Here is a 21,201-nt window from a genome sequence, read left to right as displayed (position 1 = left end):
CAAATTGTTGGGTTACCGGTCTTCGAACGCGCGGTGTCCACTGGGAGCTGCTCAATCACCCCCCACAAGGAGCCACCAGTGAACCCCAAGATCAAATTGGGGGCTGCCGCCGTGCTCGCGTTGGCCCTCACCCATCTGGGCTCGCCGAGCGCGCAGGCCCAGTCCGATCCGCCGCCCCGGGAGCTGGCCATCACCACCAGCCAGGGCGTGCTCTCCAGCGTGCAGGCCTCCGCCGAGGAGGACTTCCACCTCGCCTCCGCCGTCGAAGGCGTCAAGGGCCTGCAGTTCATGACCTACAACCGGACCTACAAGGGCCTGCCGGTCCACGGCGGCGAGGTCGTCGTCGGCACCGACGCGTCCGGCCAGGTCATCAACTCCGTGACCACCGGCCAGCAGGCGCAGATCGACCTGTCCACCACGCCCGCGATCAGCGCCGCCACCGCGGCCGTCACCGCGCGCGCCCAGCTGCGCAGGGCCACCGGCGTCAGCACGCCCAGGCTCCTCGTCCACGTCACCACCGGCAAGCCGGTGCTGGCCTGGGAGAGCGTCGTCACCAGTGCCAAGCCCAGCGTCCTGCACGTCTACGTCGACGCCCAGACCGGCAAGGTCATCGACAGCTACGACCTGGTCCGCGACGCCACCGGCAACGGCCACCACAACGGCACCGTGACCATCGACGCCGGCTCGACGTCGAGCGACAGCACGCGCCCCGGCCTGTCGTGCGGCAACCAGTCCGGCCAGGCCTACACGCTGCAGGGCGGCGTGCTCGGCAACGGCGGCGCCACCGACCTGCCCACCGCCTGCGCCGACGTGCTCTACGCCGCGCAGAAGGAATGGGACATGCTGCGCCAGTGGCTGGGCCGCAACGGCGTCAACGGCAGCGGCGGCACCTTCCCCGCCCGGGTGGGGCTGAACGAGGCCAACGCCTACTGGAACGGCAGCTTCACCAACTACGGCCACAACGGCAAGACCGGCGCGGCCCGCAAGCAGCTCAACCCCATGGACGTCGTCGGCCACGAGTACGGCCACGCCATCTTCCAGACCACCCCCGGCGGCGCCGGAGGCGGCAACGAGTCCGGCGGCCTCAACGAGTCCACCGGCGACATCTTCGGCGCGCTGACCGAGTCGTTCGCCAACAACCCCAACGACCCGGCCGACTGGCTGGTCGGCGAGGAGACCGGCCTCGGCAGCGGCCCCGGCGGCGCCATCCGCAACATGGCCAACCCGTCGGCGCTCGGCCACCCCAACTGCTACACCGGCTCCTTCCCCGAGGTGCACGCCGGCGCCGGCCCGCAGAACCACTGGTTCGTGCTCACCGCCGCGGGCACCAGCGCCAGCACCCGCTGCGACAACGGCCCGGCGATCACCGGCATCGGCATCCAGAAGGCCGGCCAGGTCTTCATGACCGCGCTGAACAACAAGACCTCGCCGTGGACCCACCTCAAGGCCCGCGTCGCGACGCTGAACGCCGCCAAGACCCTGTTCGCCCCCAGCTGCACCGAGTTCAACGTGGTGCTGGAGGCCTGGAAGGGCATCAACCTCGGCCCGCGCGCCGGTGACCCGACCTGCTCCACGCAGGGCAACGACTACTCGCTGTCGCTCGACCCCGCCGCCGGCAGCGCCCAGCCGGGCCAGAGCGTCACGACCACGGTCAGGACCACCGTGACCAGCGGCTCCGCGCAGCAGATCACGCTGTCGACCGGCACGCTGCCCGCCGGCGTGACCGCCTCGTTCAGCCCGGCCACCATCAGCGCCGGCCAGACCTCGACCCTGACGCTGTCGACCTCCGCCTCCAGCCCGCAGGGCACCCACTCGGTCACCGTCAACGCCGACGGAGCCACCGTGGACCGGCAGGCGGGCTACTCGCTGACCGTCGGCCAGTCGCAGGGCAACGACTACACGCTGGGCCTGAGCCCCTCCTCGGCCTCGGTCGCGGCGGGCGGATCCACCAGCACAACCGTCCAGACCCAGGTGACCTCGGGCAGCGCCCAGTCCGTCTCGCTCAGCGCCTCCGGCGCACCGGCCGGCGTGACCGTGTCGTTCAGCCCGCAGACCATCCAGTCGGGCCAGTCCTCGACCGTGTCCATCTCGGTCGGCGCCTCGGTCGCGCCGAACACCTACTCGATCACCGTCAACGGTGACGGGACCTCGGCCGACAGGAGCGCGACCTTCAGCCTGACGGTGACCGGCGGCCAGGGCACCACCTGGCAGCCGTGGACCGCCTACGCGGTGGGCGCCCAGGTCTCCTACAACGGCGTCAACTACCGGTGCCTGCAGGGCCACACCTCCCTGCCGGGCTGGGAGCCGCCGAACACCCCGGCCCTGTGGCAGCGGCTGTGATCAGGCGAATCCTCGGGTCGGCGCTGGCCGCCGCGCTGGCGCTGACCTGCCTGTCCGCACCTGCCTCTGCGAAGGCGGCCGCTCCTGACATCCCCGTCGGGAACATCACCGCCCACCTGAGCCAGCTGCAGTCGATCGCCGGCGCCAACGGGGGCAACCGCGCCTCCGGCCGTCCCGGCTTCACCGCCTCCCTGAACTACATCAAGGGCAGGCTCGACGCCGCCGGCTACACCACCCGGGTGCAGTCCTTCACCGGCGGCAGCAACCTCATCGCCGACTGGCCCTCCGGCCCCACGGGACCGACAGTCATGCTGGGCGCCCACCTCGACAGCGTCGCGTCGGGCCCCGGCATCAACGACAACGGCACCGGCAGCTCGTCGTTGCTGGAGGTCGCGCTGGCCCTGTCCGCCCAGCGGCCCTCCCTGACCAGGCACGTGCGCTTCGCCTGGTGGGGAGCCGAGGAGCAGGGACTGGTCGGCTCCCGCTACTACGTGCAGAACGGCGGGGCGTCCGGGGTCGAGGCCTACCTCAACTTCGACATGACCGGCTCGCCCAACCCGGGCTACTTCGTCTACGACGACGACGCGGCCCTGCAGCAGCTGTTCAACTCCTACTACTCCTCCATCGGCGTGCCGACCGAGCCGGAGCGCGTCGGCGACGGCCGCAGCGACCACGCCCCGTTCAAGAGCGCGGGCGTGCGCGTGGGCGGCGTGTTCACCGGCGCCTCGGAACGCAAGACGGCGGCCCAGGCGGCCAAGTGGGGCGGCCAGGCCAACCAGTCGTTCGACCGGTGCTACCACTCGGCCTGCGACACCTACCCGTCCAACGTCAACACCACGGCGCTGGACCGCAACGCCGACGCGGCCGCGCACGTGTTGTGGGCGCTGGCGGTGGGAACCGTCAACCCGCCCGGCAACGACTACTCGATGACGGTCAGCCCGTCGTCGGCCACGGTCTCGGCCGGGCAGTCGGCGTCGGCCACGGTCGCCACCCAGGTGACCTCGGGCAACGCCCAGACCGTCGCACTGTCGTCGTCGGGAGCGCCCGCGGGCGTCTCGGTGTCGTTCAGCCCGGCGTCCATCCAGTCGGGGCAGTCCTCGGCCGTCTCGATCGCGGTGGGCGCCTCGGTGCCCGCCGGGACCTATCCGATCACGCTCAGCGCCGACGGGGCCACCGTCGATCGTTCGGTCACCTTCTCGCTGACGGTCGGCGGGGGCGGCGGCGAGACGAGCTGGGCGCCGTACACCGCCTACCAGGCCGGTGCCACGGTGACCTACCAGGGCGTGAGCTACCGGTGCCTGCAAGGGCACACCTCGCTGCCGGGATGGGAGCCGCCCAACGTGCCGGCCCTCTGGCAGCGCCTCTAGGGAAACCTCTGGGGAAACAGAGCGACCGCGTGGTCTCGGGCTGGGGGTTTGCGGCCACGCGGTTCCCTAATCGACCGGCTTCAGCACCGGTTCGAGCATCACGACTCCGGCACCGTGCTCAGCGTCGAGCCGGTGCCGGAGTTCTTCCGTGGCCACCCAGACCCCGGCGGTCACCTGCTCCCTCATGATGTCGACGGACGTGTGGACGTAGCCCTCGCCCAGCGACTCCTGGACACGCCGCAGCTCCGCCTCGGAGCGCCGGGCCTGGCTCACGCACAGCGGTCCGCCCCACGTCTCGCGGATCCACGCCTCCCTGCCCGCCAGATCGCCCGTGAACTTCACGTTGAGCACCAGCTTGGTCGGATCGTTGGCGTACTTCTCCGCCCATTCCGGCTTGCTGCCGTCGTAGCCCGGGATCGCGTCGAGATAGCTCTGGTCCAGCCACACCCCGCCCACCGAAGGCTCGCCCTCCAGCCGCTGCTGGGTCGCCTGGAGCGCCTCCTGCGTGGCCTTGGCCGGGTCGGAGGGCCGCCAGCCGCCCTCGGGCGCGGGACACGGCGAGGTGAACCGCTGCTCCTGCACCGCGGGCCTGCGCGCCTCCCCCGCCGGCTCGGTCAGCGTCAGGCGGGAGCCGTCCCACGTGCCGACGACCCGGTAGCTGCCCCACCTCGTTCCGTTGGCGCTCTCGTGGCGGACCTTCGACCAGTCCCAGCCGACCACGTCGGGCCCGCTGCACTGCGGCGGGTACGACTCGGCCACGAACGAGCACAGCTGCGGGCCGTGGGCGGGGCTCTCCAGCACGGTGATGGCGTCGGCGGCGTAGCGGCCGGGCCTCTGGGCGGACGCTTCGGCGCCGCAGGCGGTCACCAGGACGAGGACGGCGAGTGCGAGTGCGCGCATGCTCCTCAAGACGTATCCGGCCTCGCCGGGGTTCGATTTACTGCGAGTCATGCGCGCGCCGGGATCGCAGGCCTCTGCCTGGCGCGCTTCGCGGCGGTGAGGCCGTCTCCCCGCGCGCGAAGGCTGAGGGGATCGGCCTTCGCGACCCGCGCGCGGCCGTTCCGCCCTGATGGGGATTCCACTAGGCTTAGGGGTGACACCGATGAACCCGTGCGGGAGAGTGTCCTGACAATCCGGTCAGGGCCCCTGAAGGAGCAAGCCCTCCCCGCGAACCTCTCAAGGCAAAGGACCGTACGGGCCAGGGTGACCTCTGGAAAGCAGGCCGTCCGGGCCTCGCCGAAGGTGAAAGTCTGGCAAACAACCAGGCGAAACTCTCAGGCATCATGACAGAGGGGGAGGATCCTGGCATCCGACCCTGCCTCTGAGGTGCGAACATGTCCCGACCGACACCGTTGCGAGACGTCCACGAGAGTCTCGGCGCGACCCTGACCGACTTCGCCGGCTGGCTGATGCCGCTGCGATACGGAAGCGAGTCCGCCGAACACCGCGCCGTGCGCGAGGCGGCAGGCCTGTTCGACCTCTCCCACATGGGCGAGATCTTCGTGACCGGCCCGCAGGCGGGTGAGGCCCTCGACTACGCGCTGGTCGGCCACCTGTCCGCGCTGACGCCCGGCCGCGCCCGCTACACCATGATCACCAATCCGGCCGGCGGCGTGCTCGACGACCTCATCGTCTACCGCCTGGCCGACGAGGAGTTCATGGTCGTCGCCAACGCCTCCAACTACCGCTCCGTCGCGCTGGCGCTGACCAACCGCGCCAAGAACTTCGACGCCGTCGTCGACGACCGCTCCGACCAGTGGGCGCTCATAGCCGTCCAGGGGCCGCGCTCGCAGGAGATCCTCTCCTCGCTGACCGACGCCGACCTGCCCTCGCTGAAGTACTACGCGGGGCTGCCCGGCACCGTCGCCGGCGTCTCGGCGCTCATCGCCCGCACCGGATACACCGGCGAGGACGGCTTCGAGCTGTTCGTCGACGGCCAGGACGCCGTGGCGCTCTGGGGCGAGCTGACGAAGGCCGGCGAGCCGTACGGCATGATCCCCGCGGGCCTGAGCTGCCGTGACACGCTCCGCCTCGAAGCGGGTATGCCCCTGTACGGCAATGAGCTGAACGAATCGCTGACCCCGTTCGACGCCGGACTGGGTCGGGTGGTGAAATTCGACAAGCCCGGAGACTTCGTCGGCAGGGCCGCCCTGGAGCCGCTGCGAGACAGCGCGCCCAGGCGCCGGCTGGTCGGCCTCGTCGCCCGGGGCCGCCGGATCCCGCGCCACGGGTTCCCGGTCGTGGTCGGCGACCAGACGGTCGGCGAGGTCACCAGCGGCGCGCCTTCGCCCACCCTGGGCAAGCCCATCGCGATGGCCTACGTCGACACAGAGGTCTCCGACGGCCTAGCCGTTGACATCCGGGGCAGCCATGAGCCTATGGACCTGGTTGAGCTGCCCTTTTACAGGAGGAACAAGTGAGCAACATCCCTGACGACCTCAGCTACACCAAGGAACACGAGTGGGTGGCCGGCCTCGATGACGGCCTCACCGTGACCGTTGGCGTCACCGCCTTCGCCGCCGAAGCGCTCGGCGACGTGGTCTACGTGCAGCTTCCCGACGTCGGCGCGAGCGTCCAGCCCGGCGACTCCGTGGGCGAGGTCGAGTCGACCAAGTCGGTGAGCGAGATCTACGCGCCCGTCGGCGGCGAGGTCGTCGAGGTCAACCAGGCCGTCGTGGACAAGCCCGACCTGGTCAACACCGACCCGTACGGCGAGGGCTGGATGTTCCGCGTGCGCGTCGAGGGTGATCCCGAGGACCTGCTGTCCGCCCAGGAGTACACCGCCCTCACCTCGGGCGACTCCTGATTTCTGGCTTTGTCCCGGGGCCGCCGGGTCGGTGGCCCCGGAACCCCCTCCTTCTTTGAAAGGCGCAAGTCAATGGCGATCAGCGTCTTCGACCTCTTCAAGATCGGCATCGGCCCGTCGAGCTCGCACACCGGCGGCCCGATGGCCGCCGCGCACAAGTTCGCCCGCGGCCTCGAGGCCGACGGCCAGCTCGGCTCGGTCGCGCGTGTCGAAGCCATCCTGTACGGCTCGCTCGGCCTGACCGGCAAGGGCCACGGCAGCGACAAGGCCGTGCTGCTGGGCCTGTCCGGCGAGAAGCCCGAACTGGTCGACGTCGACAGCATCGACGACCGCCTGGCCGCCATGCGCTCCAGCGGCACCATCGAGCTCTTCGGCAAGCACACCATCCCCTTCGTCGTGGGCGAGGACCTCGTCTTCGAACGGAAGATCTCCCTTCCCGGCCACCCCAACGGCATGAAGTTCACCGCCTTCACCGCCGACGGCTCCGTGCTGCACGAGAAGATCTACTACTCCGTCGGAGGCGGCTTCGTCGTCGACGAGAACGCCGCCGGCGCCGACCGCATCAAGCCCGACGACACCGTCCTGCCCCACCCCTTCACCACCGCCACCGAGCTGCTCGCCCACTGCTCGGAGACCGGCCTGTCGATCTCCGGGCTCATGATGGAGAACGAGAAGGCCTTCGGCCGCTCCGTCGCCGAGATCCGCTCGGGGCTGCTCAACATCTGGCGCGTCATGACCGAATGCGTCGAGCGCGGCACCAGGACCGAAGGCGTGCTCCCCGGCGGGCTCAAGGTCAAGCGCCGCGCCCACCACCTGCACCGCAAGCTGCAGTCCGAATCCCCCGCCGCCGACTCCCTGCAGACCATGGACTGGGTGACGTTGTTCGCCCTCGCGGTCAACGAGGAGAACGCCGCCGGCGGGCGCATCGTCACCGCTCCCACCAACGGGGCGGCGGGCATCATCCCCGCGGTGCTCACGTATTACAACCGCTTCGTCCCCGGCGCCGACGACGACGGCGTGATCCGCTTCCTGCTCACCGCCGCCGCCGTCGGCGTGCTGTTCAAGGAGAACGCGTCCATCTCCGGCGCCGAGGTCGGCTGCCAGGGCGAGGTCGGATCGGCCTGCTCCATGGCGGCCGCGGGGCTCACCGAAGTGCTCGGGGGAACGCCCGAGCAGGTGGAGAACGCGGCGGAGATCGGGATCGAGCACAACCTCGGGCTGACGTGCGACCCGATCGGGGGGCTGGTGCAGATCCCCTGCATCGAGCGCAACGCCGTGGCGTCCATCAAGGCGATCACGGCCGCGCGCATCGCCCTGCGCGGCGACGGCAAGCACTTCGTCTCGCTCGACAAGGCGATTCACACGGTCCGCACCACCGGCGCGGACATGTCCAGCCGCTACAAGGAAACCTCCCGAGGCGGCCTGGCCGTCAACGTGATCGAAGCTGATGCCGACGAGGATCTGGAGATCGGCGTGAACATCGTCGAGTGCTGACCTCTTGGCTGCCCGCTGCGCCCGTAATCTGTCGCAGCGGGCAGGTACCGTTAGGGGTATGACGGCGCACCGGCACGACGAGGTCATCACCATCCCTCGTGACGAATACGAGGCCCTCAAGGCTGAGGTTCGAAGACTGCGCCGTGAGGTTGGTCGCCAGCAGGCAATGCGCGCCATCATGGAAAACGCCAGCGATCCTTCCCCCATGCGGACCTTCACTCGGGACGAGCTCGCCGCCGAATGGGGCATCAAGGAGACGTCGCGGGGAGGGCGCGCGGTCAACGTCATCGAGTGCTGAGGGCGGGCGCTCGCCGGGGGAGGCACAGTGCGGTTCGGCATCCTGGGGCCGCTGGAGGTGACGCGCGCCGGGCAACCGGTGCCCCTCTCGGCGAACCAGCTCCGCACGCTGCTCGCCGTCCTCCTCGTGCGGACCAACCGGGTGGTGCCCTGGCACGAGCTGATCTACGCCCTGTGGGACGAAGACCCGCCGGAGGATCCCAAGGGCACCGTGCAGACCTACGTCAGGCGGCTGCGCGCCGTTCTCGGCAGGGAACGCATCACCACCCACCCGCACGGCTACTCCCTGACCGCCAAACCGGACGAGGTCGACCTCGACACCTTCCGGCTGCTGGTCGCCGACGCCCGGCAGGTCACCGGCCAGGCCGCCCGCATCGACCTGCTCACCCGCGCCGACGAGCTGTGGGCTGGTGAGCCGCTGTCGGGGCTGAGCTCGACGTGGCTGGCGCGCCATGTGGTGCCCGGCCTGGTGGAGGAGCGGTTGCAGGCCCTCGACCTGCTGCTCGAAGCCCGGCTGGCGGCCGGTGACCATGCGGCGGTGCTCCCCCGCCTGGCCACCCTCACCCGCGAGCACCCGCTGCGCGAACGGTTATGGCGGCATCTCATGATCGCGCTGTACCGTTCGGGGCGGCAGGCCGACGCCCTGGCCGCCTACGACGACCTGGCCGGCCAGCTCGCCACCGAGCTCGGCCTGGACCCTTCGCCCGAGCTGCGCGACCTGCGCCAGGCCATCCTGATCTCCGACCCCGCCCTGGCCGCGGCCGATGAGCGGGCCGACGACGGCTGGCAGGTCCACGCCCAGCTGCCGCTCGACGTCTACCCCTTCGTCGGCCGCCGGGAGGCCCTCGACCGGGCCGGCCGGGTCCTGCTCGACCGGCAGCGGGTCCCGATCACCGCGCTGAGCGGCCCTCCGGGCGTGGGCAAGACGGCGCTCGCCGTGCACCTGGCCCACCGTCTCAGCTCGCACTTCCCCGACGGCCAGTGGTTCGTCGCGCTGCACGGCGCGTCCCTGCGCCCCAGGCCGCCGGCCGAGGTGCTCGGCGCCCTGCTGCGCCTGGCCGGGGTACGGCCCGCCGAGATGCCCGACGGCGCCGACGAACGCGCCGCCGCGCTGCGCTCGGCCCTGCGAGACCGGCAGATCCTGCTGCTCCTCGACGACGCGCGCAACGCCGAGCAGGTCCGGCCGCTGCTTCCCGGTACGGCGGGCAGCGCGGTGATCGTGACGAGCCGTACGGCGCTGGCGGGCCTGGCGGCGCTGCAGGGCGGCACCGCGATCACCCTCGACGTGCTGCCGCCCGACGAGGCGGCGACGCTGATCACCAGCCTCCTCGACGCCCCGGGCGAGCCGGCCGAGCAGGTGCGGCGACTGGCCGAGCTGTGCGGATATTTGCCGCTGGCCCTGCGGATCGCCGCCGCCAACGTCGCCGCGCGGGCGGACCTGACCGTCGCCGCGCTGGCGGACCGGCTCGGCTCACGCGAGGGCGCCCTGGGCCTGGCCGCGGCGGGAGACCCGAGCACCGCCGTACGCGCCTCCTTCGCCCAGGCCTATCGGGGCCTGCCGTCGGTGGCGCAGACGTTGTTCAGGCGGCTCGGCGTGGTGCCGGGCCGCGACTTCACCTCCGACGCGGCCGGGGCGCTCCTGGGAACGGACACCGCCGTCCCCGGCGCCACAGTCCCCGGCGCCATCGTCCCCGGCGCCACCGTCCTGGAGATGCTCGCCGACGCCAGCCTGCTCCACCGGCCCGCCCCCGGACGTTACGCCTTCCACGACCTGCTCCGCCTCTACGCCATCGAGCAGGTCGAGCGAGACCACGACGCGCCCGCCGCGCTCACCCGCCTGCTCGACCGCTACCAGCACCTGCTCGACGCCGCCATCCGCTTCCGCCACACCCCGCTGACCCGCCTGCCGCGCCCGGTCGACGAGAGCGCCTTCCCCGACGCGGCGAGCGCCATGGCCTGGCTGGACGGCGAACGCGACAACCTCATGGCCGCCCTCGTCGCCAGCGCGGCCGACCCGGCGCTGCGCCCACGGGCCTGGCACCTGGCCGACGGCCTGCGCCTGTACCTGTCGTCGGAGCAGCACCTGGCCGACTGGCGCACCGCTGTCGCCACCGGCCTGGAGGCCGCCAGGACCGAGGGCGACCACGACGCCATGGCCGTGATGTACCAGAGCCACGGCGCCCTTGAGCAGACCCGCGGCCACGCCGCCAAGGCCGCGGAGCTGGGGAGCCGGGCCCTGACGCACTTCCGCGCCGCCGGTCACCGGCTGGGCGAGGGCATCACGCTGGTCAACATCGGGCTCGCCCTCGACGATCAGGGCGAGTGCCTGCGGGCCCGCGACTCCATCCAGGAGGGCATCGACGTCCTGCGCACCATCGGTCCGCCGCCCCTGCTGGACATCGCGCTGCTGAACCTGTCGGGTGTCCTGGTCCGGCTGGGCGAGCTGGCGCCGGCCGTACGGCACGCGACGGAGAGCGGCGAGGTAACCCGTTCCCCGTCGATCCGGCGGGCGACGCGGCACAACCTGGCCAACGCCTACCGGTTTCTGGGCCGGGCGGAGCAGGCACGCGAGGAGATCCGGGCGTGCCTGGCGATGGACGACGACCGGCACACCGGGTTCGTCCTGGCCGACGCCGCCCTCCTGGCCGCCGATGAGGGCGATCTCGACGCGGCCGGCTCTTTCGCCCGGCGGGCGATGGAGGTGGGCAGGAAGGCCGGACGCTCGGCCGTCGCCGCGTCCGCGCTGCGGGCCAGGGCCCACGTGCTGCGCGTGTGCGGAGACCTCGCGGCCGCGCGGGAGCACTACTGGCAGGCGCGTGAGCTCGCCGAGGTGCTCGGGCACCGGCCCATCGCGGCCGAGGCGCAGCTCGGGCTGGCGCTGACCCTGCTGGCCGCGGGCGAGCGCGAGGCCGCCCGTGCGCAGGCGTCGGAGGGGCTGGAGCAGGCGCGGCGCTTCTCGTGGCGGGTGCTGGAGTGCCAGGCGCTGCTCATCCTGCGGGAGCTGTCGCGGGGTGTGGAGGCCGAGAGCTACGCCCGGCTGGCCGACGAGCTGGCGCGGCGCACGGGCTACGTGGCGCCGCCGTCCGACGTGCCTCCGACCTGTGGCGACACCGGCGCGACGCCGTAATGACAGCCGTTGGTGATGTCGTCTGCTCGCAAGCCGATTTTTCCAGCGAAAGGCAGACGATGATGAAGTTTGGCAAGCGTGTCGCCGCGGGTGTGCTGCTGGCGGCTCTGTCCGTGGCGACGCTCGGGGTTTCCGCTTCGGCCGCCGCCGCGGGCACCCGGGTGACCGGTGATCCGGGTGTCGGCACGGACGGCACCCGCGTCACGGGCGAGCCGGGCGCCGGGACCGACGGCACCCGCGTGACCGCAGAGCCCGGCGGCGAGACCGACGGCACCCGGGTGACCGGAGAGCCCGGGGCCGGGACCGACGGCACCCGGGTGACGTCGACCGGGAGCCGCGACTGGAGCTGACGACGCACGAAGCCGGGACCCGATCACCCTCGGGTCCCGGCTTCCGTCGTGTCAGCCCACGAGTTCGGGGACGGCCTCCTCCCGTCTGGCCTCTCCCGCGCGCGGCGCCCGCGGCCGGCCCAGCGCGAGGAGCACCAGCACCGCCAGTCCGGCGAACACCGGCACGCTCACCCAGGCCACCGCGTTCAGCCCGGCGGCGAAGGCATCGCGTGCCGCCTCCAGCAGGGCCGCGCCGTCGGGCATGGTCGCCGCCGCCGCGGCGGCGGCCGCCACGCTCTCCCGTGCCGCCTGCGGCGCCCACTCCGGCAGGGCGCCCTGGTAGACGGCGGTCGCCAGCGCCCCGAAGGCGGCCACGCCCATGGCGATGCCGAACTCTCCTCCCGTCTCGGTCATCGCGGCAGCCGTACCGGCCTTCTCCTGCGGCACCGAGCCCATGATGAGCCCGTTGCCCAGCGCCATCGGCACCGCGAGACCCGCGGAGGCCAGAGACAGCCCGGTCACCAGCAGCCCGAGGCTGCCCTCGCCGTCGACCTGGGTGTGCAGGAACAGGCCCGCCGCGCTCACCAGCAGCCCGGCCGCCATGACCCGGTGGACGGGGAAGCGCCTGGCCAGCACCGGTGCGAGTGTCATCGCGACGATCATCATGACGGCCTGGGGCACCATCCACATCCCGGCCCGCAGCGGGGACAGCCCCTCGACCACCTGCAGGAAGGTGGAGAACAGCAGCGACACCCCTGCCATGACGACGCCGCCGAGAAGCAGCACCGCCATCGTGCTCGACAACGCCCGGTCGGCGAACAGCCGCAGGTCCAGCAGGGGGCGGGGCGAGGAGAGCTGGCGCCGGACGAACACCACGCCGATCACGGCCCCGGCGAGCAGGGCGGCGGCGGGCAGCGGTTCCCATCCCTGCCTGGCCAGGCTCTTGAGCCCGTACACGACGGGCAGGATCGCGGCGAGCGAAAGCAGCACGCTCACCAGGTCCAGCCGTCCCGCGCCAGGAGCCCGGTACTCCGGCAGCAGCACCGGCCCCAGGATCAGCAACACCACCATGAACGGCACTCCGAGCAGGAATGCCGAACCCCACCAGAAGTGCTCCAGCAGCGCCCCGCCCACCAGCGGCCCGATCACCATGCCGACCATGAAGCAGCTGAACCACAGGCTCAGGGCCGTGTTGAGCTGCCGCTGGTCCTGGAACATCGTGCGCAGCAGGGCCATGGAGGAGGGCATGAGGCTCGCCCCCGCCAGGCCGAGCAGGGCCCGCATGGCGATGAGCATCTCGGGGCTGGACGCGTAGGCGGCCGCCAGAGAGGCCAGGCCGAAGGCGCCCGCCCCGATCAGCAGCAGCCGTCGCCGGCCGATGCGGTCGCCCACCGTGCCCATGGTGACCAGGAATCCGGCCACCATGAAGGCGTAGACATCCATGATCCATAACTGCTGGGCGGAGTCCGCGCCCAGGTCGGCGCTGAAGTGGGGGATGGCCAGGTACAACACGCTGACGTCGAGCGACAGCAGCAGCGTGGTCAGCGCCAGGACGGCCAGCCCCAGCCATTCCCGCCTTCCGGCGAGCCGGGTCGTGCTCATGTCGGATCCTTCCGTTCGGTAGTGGGATGTCGCGCCGGGCGGTACCGGAGGTCCAGCACGCCCGCGCCGCGATGGACGGCCAGGCCTGCCAGGGTCAGCCGCAGCACCTCGCCCGCCCGCTCGTGGGGGAACTCGTCGAAGAGCCGCCTGCCCCGGCCCAGGATGATCGGGTGGACCAGCAGGCGGAGCTCGTCGACCAGGTCGGCGCGCAGCAACGAGCGGATGAGGGTGACGCTGCCGAGGACGGTGATCTGCCGGCCCGGCCCGCGTCTGAGAACGTTCACGGCGTCGGCGGGCTCCCCGCGGAACACGGTGGAGTTGCTCCACCAGGCCCGTTCCAGCGTGGTGGAGACGACGACCTTGGCCACGCCGTTGGCCAGGTCGGCCAGCTCGCCGCTCCTGGCGGGCCAGACGGCGGCGAGGATCTCGTAGGTGACCCGGCCGAGCAGGAGCGTGTCGGACCGGGCGTACAGCCGGAGCAGGGCGTCCCCGATCTCCGCGTCGAGGTAGGGGAACTGCCACCGCTCGGGGCCCTCCACCACCCCGTCGAGCGAGGTGAGCAGGACCGCCACGAGCGGACGGCGGGTGTCCTACGCGCGCTCCGGCAGGTAGACCTGGATCATCACTCCTGCTCCGGTCGAGCGGCTGTCGACCAGCTCCAGGCGGGTGGGCACGACGTCGTCGAACAACCGCTTGCCGCTGCCGATCACCACGGGGGCAACCAGCAACCGGAACTCGTCGACCAGGCCGGACTTGACCAGCGTCTGGACCAGCCCGAGGCTCCCGTGCACCTGGAGCTCCCCGCCGGGCTCGGCCTTGAGTCCGGCGACCGCCCGCGCCACGTCCCCTTCGATCAGGCGCGAACCGGCCCAGTCGAGCACCGGCCTGCCGCGCGAGGCCACGTACTTGGGCAGCGTGTTGAACGCCCGCGTCACCACGTCGGACTCGTCGGCCGCCTGCGACCAGTAGGCGGCCATGGCCTCGTAGGTCACCCGTCCGAACAGGAACGCCCCCGCGTCGGTGAACCAGTCACCCACGGTCTTGCCGAACTCCTCGTCGGCGTAGGGCGCCACCCAGCCGCCGTGGGTGAAGCCCCCGCTGGGGTCCTCGTCCGGCGCACCCGGGCTCTGGGCGATGCCGTCCAGGGTGGTGAAGGTGGTCACTGTCAGTCGCATGTCGTGTTCTCCTCTCGTGTACTGCCACCACGCTAGGGATCACGCGCGGGCCTCCGAGAGACCGGAACGCGTCACCGAGGGGACCAGGACGCGCCACGTCTCAGGCGGCGTGGCGCCTGCGGTACAGGCTCGGCGGGTGCCCGTGGATGCGCTGGAAGGCTCGCCGCAGCGCCCGGACGTCCTGGTAGCCGACCCGGGCGGCGATGGACTCGATCCCCAGCGACGTCTCGCGCAGCAGCCGGGCCGATTCCGCGTGCCGTACCCGCTCCAGTTCCTCCCGCCAGGTCGTGCCCTCCTCGCCCAGCCGCCGCTGCAGGGTCCGCGGGCTCATGGCCAGGCGGTGCGCCACTCCGGCGAGCGTGGGGGCTCCGTCGCGGAAGGCCGCCGCCACCTCGCCGTGCACCTTGTCGAGCCAGCCCAGGACCGGGCGCGCGCTCGCGATCGCCGTCTCGGCGTAGCCCTGGACGATCGCCGACAGCGTCGGATCGGCGCCGGGCAGCGGCGCCGACGCGTCGGCCGCGCCGAACACGATCGCCGTGCGCCCGGCGCCGAACCCGATCTCCCGGGTACCGAAGATCTCCACCAGGTGCCGGTGGTCGCGCGGCGCCTCGTGCGGCAACAGCACCCGTGACGGGACGATCGGCCTGCCGGTGGCGGCCCGCGCCTCCTGCAGGATGAGCCCGAGCGCCAGCTCGCTGACGTGCGACGCCCCCGGCATGTCACCGTACGGCGTGCGGTAGGTGACCGTGACCAGCTCCGAGCCGTCCTGCGTGACCTGCGCGCCCTCCAGCGGGTCCCGTACGGCCGGCAGCAGCCGTGAGGCGACGCGCAGGCCCTCCGCCAGGGTGGGGGCGCTGCGGAAAAGGTAGTCCCAGACGTTGAGGCGCCCCGGCGTCCACGACTGCGCGACCCGGGCGCCGCCGCCCCAGCTCTCGATGGCCGCACCGGCCACCTCCCACAGGCGCAATGCCATGACCGACGGCAGGCGGATGCCGTCCTCGGCGATCGAGCCGAGGCCGGGCACCCGTGCCAGGCTCTCCTCGCGCACGCCGGCGGCCCTGGCCGCGTCGACCGTCAGACGCAGGAGGTACGGCGGGACCGTGCCGTACGCGGGAGTTTCCGGGTGGGGCTGCACGTGACGACGATGTCGCGGACCGGCGTCATCCGGCCGTCAGCCCGCCGTCACGGCCCCCTGCGGCAGACCTGCCATCGCCCTGCTCGGACGCTCTGGTGTGAAGCCCTCCCACGGTGGTAGCCCGTCCGGCGACCGCACCCAAGACGACCGAACCGGAGGCACCATGACCGAGCGCTTGACCGACGCGGACATCGAGACCGCGCTGGCGGCCCTGCAGAGCTGGCGCAGGGACGGCGACGCCCTGATCAAGGACGTGCCCATCACCGACGACAACTTCGGGTGGCTGAGCGAGGCCGTGACCAACGAGGCCGAGACGCTGGGACATCACCCCGACATCCAGCGCACCGCTGACGGCGTGCGCTTCAGCCTGACGACCCACGAGGCGGGCGGGGTGAGCCCGCGCGACGTCGAACTCGCCGCGCGCATCGACCAGATCCTCTCCGGCGGCGCCCGCGACCGGGGCTGACCGGCGCGGGCTCCGCGAGGCGTCATGCCGTAAGTCGATGGCGTCCGCCCGCAGGCCTTTGATGTCATGGTCCGATGAGCGACGCGCGAGCACTTCTGATCATCGGCACCGTCGGCGCGGGCAAGACGACCACGGCGGGGGCGGTGGGTGAGGTGTTGAGCGAGCAGGGAGTGCCCAACGCCGTCGTCGACCTCGACGCCATCCGGCAGGCCTGGCCCGCGCCCCCGGACGACCCGTTCCACTTCCGCCTGACGTTGCGCAACCTGCGGAGCCTGGCCGCCACCTATGTGGAGGCCGGGTTCACCACGCTCGTGCTGGCGGGGGTGATCGAGAACGCCGGGGAGCGCGCCAGGCTGGCCGAAGCGGTGGGGGTCGAGCTGACGGTCTGCCGGCTGCGCCCGCGCCTGACCGACGTGCGCGACAGGCTCACGCGCCGGCACGTCCTGGAGGCCGAGTCACTGTCGTGGCATCTCGCGCGCTCCGGCGAGCTCCACAAGATCCTGGAGGAGGCGGGCGTGGAGGATGTGATCGTCGACGCCGGCTGCGACACCCCGCCGGAGCTGGCCGTACGGGTCATGAAGGCTGCTGGGTGGCGGTGACGAACTTCGCGATGAGCGGGGCGATCTCGGGGAGCCTGTCCTCCAGGGCGAAGTGCCCGGTGTCGAGCAGGTGGAGCTCGGCCGACGGCAGGTCGCGCAGGTAGGCGTGGGCGCCGGGCTCGGGGAAGAACGGGTCGTGGCGGCCCCACACGATGAGCGTGGGCGGGGTGTGGGCGCGCAGCCATTCCTGCCAGACGGGGTACCTCTCGACGTTCGAGTGGTAGTCGAAGGCGAGGGCGAGCTGGGCTTCCTGGCGTCCCGGCAGGTCGAGGAAGTGCTGGTCGAGGGTCCAGCCGTCGGGGGCGACGAGGGCGGGGTCGCTCACGCCGGTGAGGTACTGGCCGCGCGTGCCGTCCAGGGTGAGCAGCGAGCGCACCACGTCGGCGTCGCCCGGCACGTCGGGGCGCAGGGCGATGAAGGACCGGGCGGCCTCCGACAGGCCCTCGGTGTAGGCGTTGCCGTTCTGCACGATGAGCCCGGCGATCCACGACGGCCGGCGTACGGCCAGGCGGAAGCCGACGGGCGCGCCGAAGTCGAAGACGTACATGACGAAGCGCTCGACGCCGAGCCGCAGCACGAAGCCCTCGATGATGTCGGCCAGCCGGTCGAAGGAGTAGGTGAAGCCCTCCGGGGCGACGGTGTGGCCGAAGCCGGGATAGTCGGGGGCGATCAGGCGGTATCGCGTGCCGAGGGTGTCCATGAGGCGGCGGAACTGGTGAGAGGCGGAGGGGAAGCCGTGCAGGAGCAGCAGGACGGGGGCGTCGGCGCGGTCGGGGACGGATTCGCGGTAGAAGACGCGCACGCCGTCGACCTCGACGTGGCGGTGTGCGATGCGGGGTACGGCAACCATGACTAATGCCTCCAGATGCTCTGATGCGTTAGTCACATTACTAACGCATCAGAACACCTGCAAGCATTAGAATTTCAGGAGAGCCCGAGCTTCTCCCTGATGGAGGTCTGCACCTCGTCGACCGACTGGGCCGCGTCGACGGTGAAGACGTACTCCTTGCGCCGCAGCAGGTCGAGGATGGGATTGGTCTTCTCGTCATAGATGCGCAGCCGCTCCGCCAACGCCTCCTCCGTGTCGTCCGCCCGCTGGACGAGGTCGTGGCCGCACACCTCGCACACCCCCTCCTCGGCCGGGCGGTCGTAGATGAGGTTGTAGTCCATGCCGCAGTTGGGGCACAGCCGGCGGGCCAGCACCCGGCGCCGCACCTCCTCGTCGGGCAGGTCGAGGTGGATGACGCCGTCGATGTCGTAGGACTCCAGGAAGAACTCGGTCTGGCGCCGGTTGCGGGGGAAGCCGTCGATGATGAAGCCGTAGTTCCAGTCGTGCTGCTCCAGCCGGTCGCGCACGATCTTCTCCACGTGCTCGTCGCCGATCAGCTCTCCGGCGGCCATCGTCCGGCGGACCAGGGCGCCGAGCTTGGTGTGCTGCTGCACGTGCCAGCGGAAGATGTCGCCCACGTTGATGTGGACCAGGTCATACGCCTTGGCCAGCAACCCGGCCTGAGTGCCCTTGCCGCTGCCCTGGACGCCGATGATGAGGTACTTGCGCATGAACAAGAAGAGATATCAGAGCTCAGGCGACCCGCGCGATCCAACGCCGCTGCCACGGCATCTCGACGGCCCGCCGGTGGTAGTGGGCGCGTGTCCAGGTGACCGCGTCGGCCAGCGGAACCCCGGACAGGACCGCCAGGCACGCGATCACCGTGCCGGTGCGGCCGATCCCACCCCCGCAGGCCACCTCGACCTGCTGGCCGGCGAGCGCACGGGTGTGCAGGTCGCGGATGAGCGCCACGGCCCTGTCAGGGTCGCTGGGCACCCAGAAGTCGGGCCAGCGCAGGTAGGAGTGTTCCCAGGCGGGCTCGAAGGGGGCCAGGTAGAGGCCGTAGTCGACGGGCTCCACGGCGCCGCCGGATCGGCGCAGGCCGCGCCCGCGCACCCGCGCCCCATCGGGCAGTTCGACGACCTTCATGATCTGCAGGCTATGCCCGCCGTTTTCGCCGAGCCACCGCGTTCGCCACCCGCTTAAGGGCCGAGTCGCCCTATTTGCGCACGTGCACCCGTACCAGCGTGCCCAGCTCGTTGTCGCACACCTCGCGCCGGATCTTGCCCACGAGCTCGCGGTCGAGCTTGCCCACGACGGCCCCCAGGTCCGCCGAGGCCCGGCAGGTGATCCCGATCCGCAGCCGGTCCGCGTCCCCCACCACCCGCACGGAGGTGGCGCTCACGCCCTCGAGGTCCTTCAGCCCCACCGTGAGCATCGCCGCCCCGGTCTCGGTCCGCTGCCCGACCCGGCCCCACCCGAGCGACAGCAGCAGCCAGCGCAGGCACACGAGGGTCAGGAACACCAGCAGCAGCGCGAAGAGCCACAACATCCAGGACCGGTCGGCCACGCTGTCGGCCAGTCGTGGCGGAACCACCTTGGTCTTGGGCGCCAGGTGGGTGCCGCGCAGCCAGACGAAGCCGCCGAACAGCAGCAGGACGAAGCCGACGACCGTCAGCCCGATCCGGTTGCCCGCGTACTGCCGCATCAGATCCCCCTCCTGCGCAGCCGTACGACGACCTCGCCGCCGCACAGCGCGCCCAGCGCCGCCAGCCTGTCGCCCACCGCCGTGCCGACCTGGCGCAGCAGGGACCCCGGGCAGTCCTCCCGGGTGATCACGGTGACCTCGATCGTGCGCCGCCGCAGCTGCACACGCGCTTTGGTGACCCCTTCGACCTGCTGCGCGACGTCGCGCAGGCTGCGGCGCAGCCCGGAGCGCGTGATGCCGATGACGATCAGCGGATCGGCGGTCTCCAGCGGCGCGAGCCGGGTACGGCCGGGCAGCGCGGCCAGCAGCAGCATCCCCATCCCGGTCGCGGCGAGCACGAGCCCGGCGACGGGCAGTTCGGCCCACACGTGCCTGCCGCCCAGTTCGATGAGCTCGTCCAGCGGCAGCAGCCCGAGCGGGGATCCCATGAGCGCGCAGACGAGTTCGACGGCGAGCAGGCTCAGCGAGACGGTCAGGAGGGTGGCGAGCGCCACTCCGGCGGGGGTGCGCGCGGGCCGAAGTGCCCGGGTGGACCTGCGGCGCGGAGCTTCACCCGCCGTGCCCGTGCCGAGGAGTCTGTCCTGGAGTGTGGAGGTCACACCGATCAGAGCTACACCCGGCGCCTGTGCCCGCGCGCCCGCACCCGCCGCCGGTTTCCCGGATCATTACCAGACATGAATCCAACTCATATTCATTTGCCCCATATGTCGTTACGCTGCTCGTATGGATGACCGCCAGCGCTACGACCGTGCCACCGCCGCGCTAGAGCCGCCGTTCGCGATCGTCGACCTCGCGGCCCTGCGGGCCAACGCGGCCGACCTCGTACGGCGCGCGGCGGGCAAGCCGATCAGGGTGGCGAGCAAGTCCATCCGCTCCCGCTCCATCCTCGAACGAGTGCTGGCCACCGAGGGCTTCCAGGGCATCATGGCCTTCACCCTGCCCGAGGCGTTGTGGCTGGTCGAGCAGGGCTTCACCGACGTGCTCGTGGCCTACCCGACCGTCGACAGGACGGCGCTCCAGCGGCTCACCGAGGACCCCCGCGCGGCACGCGAGATCGCGATCACCATCGACAGCGCCGAGCACCTCGACTTCCTCACCGAGCTCGGCCTCAAGCACGAGATCCGCATCTGCCTCGACATCGACGCGGGCTTCCTCGCCTTCGGCGGCCGGTTCCGCGCCGGCGCGCTGCGCTCCCCCGTCCGCACCCCCGACGAGGCCGCCGACCTGGCCGCCGACATCGCCAAGCGGCCGGGCCTGCGCCTGGTCGGCCTGCTCGCCTACGAGGCCCAGATCGCGGGCGTCGGCGACAACCCGCAGGGCAACGCCGCCTTCACCCGGGTCGTCCGGGTGATGCAGGCGCGATCGCAGCGCGAGCTCGTCATGCGCAGAGGCCGCATCGTGAACGCGGTGCGCCACTTCGCCGACCTGGAGTTCGTCAACGGCGGCGGCACCGGCTCGGTCGAGAAGACCGTCCGCGAGAAGGCCGTCACCGAGGTCGCGGCCGGCTCGGGGCTGTTCCACCCGCGCCTGTTCGACCACTACCGCAGCTTCACCGGCCGCCCCGCCGCGCTCTTCGCGCTGCCCGTGGTGCGTCGCCCAGGCCCCGAATGCGTCACGGTGCTCGGCGGCGGCTACATCGCCTCCGGCTCCCCCGGCGCCAGCCGCCTGCCCCAGCCGTACCTGCCCGCCGGGCTGCGCTTCTCCCCCGACGAGGGCGCCGGGGAGGTGCAGACCCCGCTCATCGGCCAGCCCGCCCAGGACCTGGCCGTCGGCGACCGGGTGTGGTTCCGCCATGCCAAGTCGGGCGAGCTGTGCGAGCGCTTCGACACGCTGCACCTCGTCGACGGCGAGGAGATCGTGGAGCGCGCCCCCACCTACCGCGGCGAGGGCCAGACCTTCCTGTGAGCCGGCGCTCCCCTGAGCCGGC

21 protein-coding genes and 1 riboswitch are annotated in these 21,201 nt (G+C 71.7%); of the genes, 11 read left to right on the top strand and 10 right to left on the bottom strand.

From position 1 onward, the window contains the following. The first annotated feature begins 78 nt into the window (after positions 1–78). Together ACIBH1_RS19185 and ACIBH1_RS19180 are read left to right on the top strand one after the other, a co-directional pair. A complete protein-coding gene (locus ACIBH1_RS19185; RefSeq protein WP_397315132.1) occupies positions 79–2,340 on the top strand; it encodes a M4 family metallopeptidase in 2,262 nt (753 codons plus the stop codon). Beyond that, positions 2,337–3,707 (top strand): M20/M25/M40 family metallo-hydrolase, encoded by a 1,371-nt coding sequence (locus tag ACIBH1_RS19180; protein ID WP_397315130.1) that lies wholly within the window; start codon positions 2,337–2,339, stop codon positions 3,705–3,707. Before ACIBH1_RS19185 ends, ACIBH1_RS19180 begins: the two co-directional genes overlap by 4 nt. Positions 3,708–3,773: 66 nt before the next feature. Here the strand turns inward: ACIBH1_RS19180 and ACIBH1_RS19175 are convergent, their stop codons facing one another. Next, on the bottom strand, positions 3,774–4,607 hold the full coding sequence (locus ACIBH1_RS19175) for a hypothetical protein (protein WP_397315129.1): 834 nt from the start codon (positions 4,605–4,607) through the stop codon (positions 3,774–3,776). Between the two features lie 203 nt (positions 4,608–4,810). Beyond that, positions 4,811–4,909, top strand: a riboswitch (glycine riboswitch). Positions 4,910–5,041: 132 nt separating this feature from the next. On the opposite strand from ACIBH1_RS19175, the gene gcvT reads away from it, so the two are divergent. The 6 genes from gcvT (at position 5,042) to ACIBH1_RS19145 (ending at position 11,781) form a co-directional block, all read left to right on the top strand. After that, positions 5,042–6,127 carry a glycine cleavage system aminomethyltransferase GcvT gene (gene gcvT, locus ACIBH1_RS19170; protein ID WP_397315128.1) on the top strand — a complete coding sequence of 362 codons (1,086 nt, stop codon included), beginning with the start codon at positions 5,042–5,044 and terminating at the stop codon, positions 6,125–6,127. Continuing rightward, on the top strand, positions 6,124–6,513 hold the full coding sequence (gene gcvH / locus ACIBH1_RS19165; protein WP_397315127.1) for a glycine cleavage system protein GcvH: 390 nt from the start codon (positions 6,124–6,126) through the stop codon (positions 6,511–6,513). The genes gcvT and gcvH overlap by 4 nt, the downstream gene beginning before the upstream one ends. Before the next feature lie 72 nt (positions 6,514–6,585). Further along, a complete protein-coding gene (locus ACIBH1_RS19160; RefSeq protein ID WP_397315126.1) occupies positions 6,586–8,007 on the top strand; it encodes an L-serine ammonia-lyase in 1,422 nt (473 codons plus the stop codon). A gap of 58 nt (positions 8,008–8,065) precedes the next feature. After that, positions 8,066–8,305 carry a hypothetical protein gene (locus ACIBH1_RS19155; RefSeq protein ID WP_397315125.1) on the top strand — a complete coding sequence of 80 codons (240 nt, stop codon included), beginning with the start codon at positions 8,066–8,068 and terminating at the stop codon, positions 8,303–8,305. 27 nt (positions 8,306–8,332) lie between these two features. Beyond that, positions 8,333–11,431, top strand: a complete 3,099-nt coding sequence (locus ACIBH1_RS19150) for a BTAD domain-containing putative transcriptional regulator (protein WP_397315124.1) — start codon at positions 8,333–8,335, stop codon at positions 11,429–11,431. 62 nt (positions 11,432–11,493) lie between these two features. Further along, positions 11,494–11,781 (top strand): hypothetical protein, encoded by a 288-nt coding sequence (locus ACIBH1_RS19145; RefSeq protein WP_397315123.1) that lies wholly within the window; start codon positions 11,494–11,496, stop codon positions 11,779–11,781. 51 nt (positions 11,782–11,832) lie between these two features. Here the strand turns inward: ACIBH1_RS19145 and ACIBH1_RS19140 are convergent, their stop codons facing one another. The 4 genes from ACIBH1_RS19140 to ACIBH1_RS19125 all read right to left on the bottom strand — a co-directional run bounded on the left by ACIBH1_RS19140 (position 11,833) and on the right by ACIBH1_RS19125 (position 15,672). Continuing rightward, entirely contained in the window at positions 11,833–13,362 is a 1,530-nt protein-coding gene (locus tag ACIBH1_RS19140; protein ID WP_397315122.1) for an MFS transporter, read from the bottom strand. Further along, positions 13,359–13,934, bottom strand: coding sequence for a dihydrofolate reductase family protein (locus ACIBH1_RS19135; RefSeq protein WP_397315121.1), 576 nt, complete (start codon positions 13,932–13,934; stop codon positions 13,359–13,361). Before ACIBH1_RS19135 ends, ACIBH1_RS19140 begins: the two co-directional genes overlap by 4 nt. 18 nt (positions 13,935–13,952) lie before the next feature. Beyond that, positions 13,953–14,537 carry a dihydrofolate reductase family protein gene (locus ACIBH1_RS19130; RefSeq protein WP_397315120.1) on the bottom strand — a complete coding sequence of 195 codons (585 nt, stop codon included), beginning with the start codon at positions 14,535–14,537 and terminating at the stop codon, positions 13,953–13,955. Positions 14,538–14,637: 100 nt separating this feature from the next. Continuing rightward, the gene (locus tag ACIBH1_RS19125) at positions 14,638–15,672 is read right to left on the bottom strand and encodes an AraC family transcriptional regulator ligand-binding domain-containing protein (protein WP_397315119.1); all 1,035 of its coding nucleotides are present in this window, start codon (positions 15,670–15,672) and stop codon (positions 14,638–14,640) included. Positions 15,673–15,835: 163 nt separating this feature from the next. Here ACIBH1_RS19125 and ACIBH1_RS19120 point away from each other — a divergent pair, with 163 nt between their 5' ends. Together ACIBH1_RS19120 and ACIBH1_RS19115 are read left to right on the top strand one after the other, a co-directional pair. Continuing rightward, a complete protein-coding gene (locus ACIBH1_RS19120; RefSeq protein WP_397315118.1) occupies positions 15,836–16,138 on the top strand; it encodes a 4a-hydroxytetrahydrobiopterin dehydratase in 303 nt (100 codons plus the stop codon). Positions 16,139–16,212: 74 nt separating this feature from the next. Beyond that, a complete protein-coding gene (locus ACIBH1_RS19115; RefSeq protein ID WP_397315117.1) occupies positions 16,213–16,737 on the top strand; it encodes a hypothetical protein in 525 nt (174 codons plus the stop codon). Here the strand turns inward: ACIBH1_RS19115 and ACIBH1_RS19110 are convergent. The 5 genes from ACIBH1_RS19110 to ACIBH1_RS19090 all read right to left on the bottom strand — a co-directional run bounded on the left by ACIBH1_RS19110 (position 16,712) and on the right by ACIBH1_RS19090 (position 19,873). Next, positions 16,712–17,587, bottom strand: a complete 876-nt coding sequence (locus ACIBH1_RS19110; RefSeq protein WP_397315116.1) for an alpha/beta fold hydrolase — start codon at positions 17,585–17,587, stop codon at positions 16,712–16,714. The genes ACIBH1_RS19115 and ACIBH1_RS19110 overlap by 26 nt on opposite strands. A gap of 74 nt (positions 17,588–17,661) precedes the next feature. Beyond that, entirely contained in the window at positions 17,662–18,297 is a 636-nt protein-coding gene (locus tag ACIBH1_RS19105; RefSeq protein ID WP_397315115.1) for an adenylate kinase family protein, read from the bottom strand. Positions 18,298–18,319: 22 nt separating this feature from the next. After that, positions 18,320–18,715 (bottom strand): protein-tyrosine phosphatase family protein, encoded by a 396-nt coding sequence (locus ACIBH1_RS19100; RefSeq protein WP_397315114.1) that lies wholly within the window; start codon positions 18,713–18,715, stop codon positions 18,320–18,322. Between the two features lie 70 nt (positions 18,716–18,785). Then, positions 18,786–19,274 carry a hypothetical protein gene (locus tag ACIBH1_RS19095; protein WP_397315113.1) on the bottom strand — a complete coding sequence of 163 codons (489 nt, stop codon included), beginning with the start codon at positions 19,272–19,274 and terminating at the stop codon, positions 18,786–18,788. After that, positions 19,274–19,873 (bottom strand): DUF6286 domain-containing protein, encoded by a 600-nt coding sequence (locus ACIBH1_RS19090; RefSeq protein WP_397315112.1) that lies wholly within the window; start codon positions 19,871–19,873, stop codon positions 19,274–19,276. Before ACIBH1_RS19090 ends, ACIBH1_RS19095 begins: the two co-directional genes overlap by 1 nt. Before the next feature lie 124 nt (positions 19,874–19,997). On the opposite strand from ACIBH1_RS19090, the gene ACIBH1_RS19085 reads away from it, so the two are divergent. Further along, positions 19,998–21,179: an amino acid deaminase/aldolase gene (locus ACIBH1_RS19085; RefSeq protein WP_397315111.1), complete on the top strand. Its 1,182-nt coding sequence runs from the start codon at positions 19,998–20,000 to the stop codon at positions 21,177–21,179. Positions 21,180–21,201: the final 22 nt, after the last annotated feature.

The organism is Nonomuraea sp. NPDC050663, from assembly GCF_044456985.1.
Taxonomy (GTDB): Bacteria; Actinomycetota; Actinomycetes; order Streptosporangiales; family Streptosporangiaceae; genus Nonomuraea.
The sequence above is the reverse complement of the archived record's forward strand: the minus strand, read 5'-3'. Positions and strand labels throughout refer to the sequence as shown.

Bases quoted from the DNA above. Each gene is read 5' to 3' on its own strand.
- gcvT (WP_397315128.1), top strand. From the start codon at position 5,042: ATGTCCCGACCGACACCGTTGCGAGACGTCCACGAGAGTCTCGGCGCG.
- ACIBH1_RS19175 (WP_397315129.1), bottom strand. From the start codon at position 4,607: ATGCGCGCACTCGCACTCGCCGTCCTCGTCCTGGTGACCGCCTGCGGC.
- ACIBH1_RS19145 (WP_397315123.1), top strand. From the start codon at position 11,494: ATGAAGTTTGGCAAGCGTGTCGCCGCGGGTGTGCTGCTGGCGGCTCTG.
- ACIBH1_RS19105 (WP_397315115.1), bottom strand. From the start codon at position 18,297: ATGCGCAAGTACCTCATCATCGGCGTCCAGGGCAGCGGCAAGGGCACT.
- ACIBH1_RS19110 (WP_397315116.1), bottom strand. From the start codon at position 17,587: ATGGTTGCCGTACCCCGCATCGCACACCGCCACGTCGAGGTCGACGGC.
- ACIBH1_RS19115 (WP_397315117.1), top strand. From the start codon at position 16,213: ATGAGCGACGCGCGAGCACTTCTGATCATCGGCACCGTCGGCGCGGGC.
- ACIBH1_RS19120 (WP_397315118.1), top strand. From the start codon at position 15,836: ATGACCGAGCGCTTGACCGACGCGGACATCGAGACCGCGCTGGCGGCC.
- ACIBH1_RS19130 (WP_397315120.1), bottom strand. From the start codon at position 14,537: ATGCGACTGACAGTGACCACCTTCACCACCCTGGACGGCATCGCCCAG.
- ACIBH1_RS19085 (WP_397315111.1), top strand. From the start codon at position 19,998: ATGGATGACCGCCAGCGCTACGACCGTGCCACCGCCGCGCTAGAGCCG.
- ACIBH1_RS19140 (WP_397315122.1), bottom strand. From the start codon at position 13,362: ATGAGCACGACCCGGCTCGCCGGAAGGCGGGAATGGCTGGGGCTGGCC.
- ACIBH1_RS19095 (WP_397315113.1), bottom strand. From the start codon at position 19,274: ATGCGGCAGTACGCGGGCAACCGGATCGGGCTGACGGTCGTCGGCTTC.
- ACIBH1_RS19100 (WP_397315114.1), bottom strand. From the start codon at position 18,715: ATGAAGGTCGTCGAACTGCCCGATGGGGCGCGGGTGCGCGGGCGCGGC.
- ACIBH1_RS19160 (WP_397315126.1), top strand. From the start codon at position 6,586: ATGGCGATCAGCGTCTTCGACCTCTTCAAGATCGGCATCGGCCCGTCG.
- ACIBH1_RS19155 (WP_397315125.1), top strand. From the start codon at position 8,066: ATGACGGCGCACCGGCACGACGAGGTCATCACCATCCCTCGTGACGAA.